The organism is Nitrospina gracilis 3/211, from assembly GCF_000341545.2.
GTDB classification, from domain to species: domain Bacteria; phylum Nitrospinota; class Nitrospinia; order Nitrospinales; family Nitrospinaceae; genus Nitrospina; species Nitrospina gracilis.
This window is the reverse complement of the sequence record NZ_HG422173.1, coordinates 2,667,063-2,672,239: the sequence shown is the minus strand read 5'-3', so window position 1 is coordinate 2,672,239 and position 5,177 is coordinate 2,667,063. Positions and strand designations below refer to the sequence as shown.

General features: G+C 58.5%; 4 protein-coding genes and 1 pseudogene. 4 read left to right on the top strand and 1 reads right to left on the bottom strand.

Annotated features, from left to right (window positions below):
- A partial coding sequence (locus TX82_RS12780; protein ID WP_052338273.1) for a DEAD/DEAH box helicase occupies positions 1–1,172 on the bottom strand: 1,172 nt, incomplete at its 3' end.
- A gap of 363 nt (positions 1,173–1,535) precedes the next feature.
- Between TX82_RS12780 and TX82_RS12775 the strand changes: the two genes are divergently transcribed.
- The 4 genes and pseudogenes from TX82_RS12775 (at position 1,536) to TX82_RS16870 (ending at position 5,065) form a co-directional block, all read left to right on the top strand.
- A complete protein-coding gene (locus TX82_RS12775; RefSeq protein ID WP_005011495.1) occupies positions 1,536–3,245 on the top strand; it encodes an FAD-binding protein in 1,710 nt (569 codons plus the stop codon).
- A complete protein-coding gene (locus TX82_RS12770; RefSeq protein ID WP_005011494.1) occupies positions 3,245–4,183 on the top strand; it encodes a succinate dehydrogenase/fumarate reductase iron-sulfur subunit in 939 nt (312 codons plus the stop codon). Before TX82_RS12775 ends, TX82_RS12770 begins: the two co-directional genes overlap by 1 nt.
- Positions 4,180–4,374 (top strand): annotated as a pseudogene (locus TX82_RS17220) (heterodisulfide reductase-related iron-sulfur binding cluster); the annotation flags it as partial. The gene TX82_RS12770 and the pseudogene TX82_RS17220, both read left to right, overlap by 4 nt.
- A 208-nt stretch (positions 4,375–4,582) precedes the next feature.
- Entirely contained in the window at positions 4,583–5,065 is a 483-nt protein-coding gene (locus TX82_RS16870; RefSeq protein ID WP_338038058.1) for a heterodisulfide reductase-related iron-sulfur binding cluster, read from the top strand.
- The last annotated feature ends 112 nt before the right edge of the window (positions 5,066–5,177 follow it).

Below are 5,177 nucleotides of genomic sequence, written 5' to 3'. Positions count from 1 at the left end.
GGAAGCTCTTCCTCGAACATCTCTTCTTCCGGCCATTCGACGGGAATCTTCACCGTCAACGTCTCCTCGATGCGCACCAGGTTGTCCACGTACTCCTCGCAGGCGAGGCTGATGGCGTCGCCGCGTTTGCCCGCCCGCGCCGTTCTGCCGATGCGGTGGATGTAGTCCTCCGGGTCCTGCGGCAGGTCGTAGTTGATGACGTGGGTGATGTCGTCGATGTGCAGTCCACGCGAGGCGACGTCGGTCGCGATCAGGATATCGAGTTCGCCTTCGGTGAATTTCTCCAGCGTCTTGATGCGTTTTTTCTGCGGCAGGTCGCCGGAAATCTGCGCGGCGTTGTATCCGTTGTGTTGCAGGCGCAACTCCAGGTTTTCCGCTTCCGCCTTGGTGTTGGTGAAGATGATCACCTTGTCGCCCTGTTCCTGCTTGAGCAGGCCGAGGAGCAGGCTGAATTTCTCGTGCGAGCCGACGTGGTACATCTTCTGGTCCACCTTGTCCACCACCAGTTTTTCAGGCTCGATGCGCACCGGGATGGGATCGTTCATGTGCTCGTAGCACAACTCCATGACGCGGTGGTTCAGCGTCGCCGAAAACAGCATCGACTGGCGTTTGTTGTAAGGCGAGATATTGCGCAGGATGTAACGCAGGTCCTTGATGAATCCCATGTCGAACATGCGGTCGGCTTCGTCGATGACCAGCACCTCGACGGATTTCAGGCTGAAGAATTTCTGTTTGTAAAAATCAATCAGGCGGCCCGGCGTGACGATGAGCAGGTCCACGCCTTTCCGGATTTCTTCCTTCTGCTTGTCGTAATCGACGCCGCCGTAAATGCAGACGGTGCGGAATCCCGTGTGCTGGCCCAGCTCCTGAGCGTCGCGTTCGATCTGGATGGCGAGTTCGCGCGTCGGCGCGATGACGAGCCCCCGCGGCGCGACCCAGGCGTTGCCTTTCTGTTCGGGTTTCGGCGTTCGCAACAGCTTGGTGAACAGCGCGATCAGAAAAGCGGCGGTTTTTCCGGTACCGGTCTGCGCCTGTCCGGCGACGTCTTTGCCTTCGAGTGCGTGGGGAAGGGTTTTCGCCTGTATGGGAGTGCAGTGCTGGAACCCGGCACTGCGGATTCCCTGCATGACCTCCTCAGGCAGAAGGAGGCTTTCGAATTCAACTTGTTCCATAGTGGTTTTTGTTTTCCGGTTCACCAGTGGAGGATGCCGTAAGGCGGTTCGCACGGGATCGATTTCAGGATGGTCCGCAGATTGCGGACTTCGGCACGAGGTATTGATTTTTTACAAGTTGCGCTAGTATATACCAGCTATTGGGGTTTGCAAACCATTACCTCATTTTTCTTGACAACCCCTTCGGGTTGGTGGTTCAATGCCCCTTCTATTTTAACGGCTTCCCTGACAGGTTGCGACACATCTCGCCCATGGAATGCTTCGCCGGGGGCACCCCCGCCGGGTCTGTATTCGGACCGGACAGCGTTATGGATTCTATATAAATCAAACAGTTAACTCTATATTGAAACAAGCAGGTGGCGATTGATTAAGCACGACGTATTGATAGTGGGGGCGGGACTCGCGGGAATGCGCGCCGCCTTGGAAGTGTGCAAGGAACTGGATGTCGGCATTCTCAGCAAGGTTTATCCTTCGCGGTCGCACAGCGGCGCGGCGCAGGGTGGCATTGCCGCCGCGCTGGCCAACTCCGAGGACGATTCCTGGGAAGAGCACATGTTCGACACCGTCAAGGGCGGGGATTACCTGAACGACCAGGACGCGGTGGAGGAATACTGCAGGTCCGCCTCGCGTGTCATCTACGAACTGGAGCATTTCGGTTGCGTGTTCAGCCGGATGGAAGACGGGCGCATCGCCCAGCGCAGTTTCGGCGGGCACTCCAAACCGCGCGCCTGTTTTTCCGCCGACCGCACCGGCCACGCCATCCTGCACGCCCTGCACGAACAGGTTCTTAAAAACAGCAAGTCGATCAAGATTTACTCCGAGTGGTACTTCCACGAACTGATCATCCAGGACAACCGTTGCCAGGGTGTGGTGGTCAGCGACATCCGTACGGGTGAAGTGGAAGTGATCCAGGCGAAAGCGGTCGTCATGGCCACCGGCGGTTACGGCCGGGTGTTCCAGATCACCACCAACGCATTCGCCAGCACGGCAGACGGAGCCATCGCCGCTATCCGCGCGGGACTGCCTCTGGAAGACCCGGAGTTCGTCCAGTTTCATCCGTCCGGATTGTGGCGGCAGGGCATTCTGTTTTCGGAAGCAGCACGGGGAGAGGGGGGATACCTGCTCAACGGCGCGGGCGAGCGGTTTATGGAAAAGTACGCACCGTCGCGCATGGAACTGGCGCCGCGTGACATCGTGGCGCGCGCCGAGCAGAGCGAGATCGACGAAGGCCGCGGCGTCAACGGTGAGGATTTCATTAACCTCGACCTGCGGCACCTCGGTGAGAAACGCATCATGGAACGCCTGCCGCAGATCCGGCAGTTGGGGATTGATTTCATCGGCGTCGATTGCGTGAAGGATCCGTTGCCGATCCAGCCGTCGGCGCATTACTCCATGGGCGGGATTCCGACGAACATCCACGGACAGGTGGTGCGCGATGGAGACGGCACGGCGGTGGAAGGATTTTTCGCCGCGGGCGAGTGCGCCTGCGTCTCCGTCCACGGGGCCAACCGGCTGGGCACCAATTCCCTTCTGGATGCCACCGTCTTTGGAGAACGTGCGGGACGCGCGGCGCTGGAATATGGCCGTGGAGCCACGTTTGACAAGGTCAACGAAGGGCAGGAAAAAGCCCGGGTGCTGAAATCCATCGAGGAAATCTTCCAACGCGAAGGCACTGAAAGCTACAATGATGTCCGGAATGAAATGAAACAGACCATGATGCGTCTGTGCGGTGTGTTCCGTAACGAGGAAAACCTGAAGGAATGCGTCGATTCCATGCAGGCTCTCCAGGTGCGGTTCAAAAAAGGCAAGGTCACCGACAAGGGCAAGATTTTCAATTCCGAGTTGTATGAGATCATCGAACTGGGCAACATGCTGATGATGGCGGAGATCATTGCCACCGCCGCGTTGAACCGGAAAGAAAGCCGCGGCGGACATTACCGCACCGACTTCCCCAAGCGCGACGACGAAAAATACCTGCACCACACATTGGTCTATGCGCAGAACGGCGGCCTGGATCTTAAAACCAAGCCGGTCGTCATCACTCGATTTCAACCGAAGGAAAGAACGTACTGATGGCTACTTTTCGCATCAAGCGGTTCAATCCGGAAAAGCAGGCCGAACCGTATTACGAGGAATTCGAATACGATTTCCCGGAAGGGGCGACCCTGCTGGACTGCATGAACCACATCAAGTGGAACATGGACGGCACGTTGACCTACCGCATGTCTTGCCGGAGTGCCATCTGCGGCTCCTGCGGCATGAAGGCAAACGGGCGTGCGGTGCTGGCCTGCCAGCGCCAGGCCGCGCACCTTCTGAAAGACGGCAAGGTCACCATCGAGCCGCTCGGCAACATGAAACCGATCAAGGACATGGTGGTGGATTTCAAGCCGTTCTGGGACAAGATCGACGCGGTCAAGCCGTATCTCGAAAACAACGAGAAGCCGCCGGAAAAAGAGCACCGCATGAGCCCCGAGCAGTTCAAACTGCTCGACGACACCAGCACCTGCATCATGTGCGGCAACTGTTACTCCGACTGCAACATGCTGGAGGTGGACGACAACTTCCTCGGCCCCGCGGCGCTCGCCAAGGCCCAGCGCTTTGTGGACGACTCCCGCGACCAGGCGAGGAAGGAGCGCATCAAGGAGCTCAGCAAACCGGGCGGCATCTGGGACTGCACCCACTGTGCGGAATGCGTAGAGCGCTGTCCAAAACCGGCGCAGCCGTTTTACCGGATCAAGGAATTGATGAAGGTGGCGCTGGACGAAGGCGTGACCAACAACAACGGCGCGCGGCACGCGTTGTCGTTCGCGAAATCGATCAAGCACAGCGGGCGGTTGAACGAAAACACCCTGCCCGTCGAGTCGGTCGGCTATTTCAACATCAAGGGCCTCATGGACCTTCTGCCCGTTGGCCTGCGCATGGTGCTCAAGGGCAAGGTGCCGCCGATCATCCATCGTTCGATCGATGACCAGAAAGACGTGAAGCGTATCTTCGAGGAGTTGGGAGAATGAAGTTTGCACTGTTCACCGGATGCGTGTCGAAAGGCGCGACCCGCGAGTTGATGCTGGCCACGACGAAATCCGCCCAGGCGCTGGGCATCGAATACGTGGAAATGAAAAGCGCCGCCTGCTGTGGCGCGGGTGTGCTCTCGGAAAAGAACCCGACCCTCACCGACGCGCTCAACGCGCGCACCTTCGCCATCGCCGAAGAGCAGGGGCTGGACCTCGTCACCATCTGTTCCACGTGCCAGGGCAACCTGAAGAAATCCGAGTGCAACCTGAACGACGGCGGCGAATACAAGGACCGCATCAACTACATCCTGAAAGAAGGGGGCCACCAGTACCAGGGCGACAAGATCCAGATCAAGCACTTCTCCAACATCCTCGCCACCGAGGAAGGCAAAAAAACGCCTGCGCGAGAAGATCAAGCGTCCGCTCACCGGTCTCAAGGCTGCGGCGTTTTACGGCTGTTACGTTCTGCGTCCGTCGGAACTCTCCGAGTACGACGACCCGGACAACCCGACGGAGCTGGAAGAGCTGTTCGAAATCCTCGGGGCGACGCCGGTGTATTACGACAACCGCATCAAGTGTTGCGGCTTCCCCATCATCATGATGAACAAGGAAGCCTCGCACGAAATGGCGGGCAACGCCCTCATCGACGCCGCCCAGCAGGGCGCGGACGTGGTCGTTACCGGCTGTCCGTTGTGTCACCTGAGCCTCGACTCCTACCAGCCGGAAATCGACAACCTGCGCGAGGCCGGCTACGTGATGCCGATCCTGCACCTGCCGCAACTGGTGGCGCTGGCGCTCGGATTCTCGCCGGAGGAGATCGGCATGGACACGCACATCGTCTCCACTGCGGGCATCGACCGCATCCTCAAGCAGCACGCCTGAACGGGCCCCTTCAAAATCTATACATTTAATATTCCGATTTGATGGATGGGTACGCCCTGTTACACTGGGTGTGCGATGTTTACGGAAAAATTCCTGATCCGCAAAAAACTGG

Bases quoted from the DNA above. Each gene is read 5' to 3' on its own strand.
- TX82_RS12770 (WP_005011494.1), top strand. From the start codon at position 3,245: ATGGCTACTTTTCGCATCAAGCGGTTCAATCCGGAAAAGCAGGCCGAA.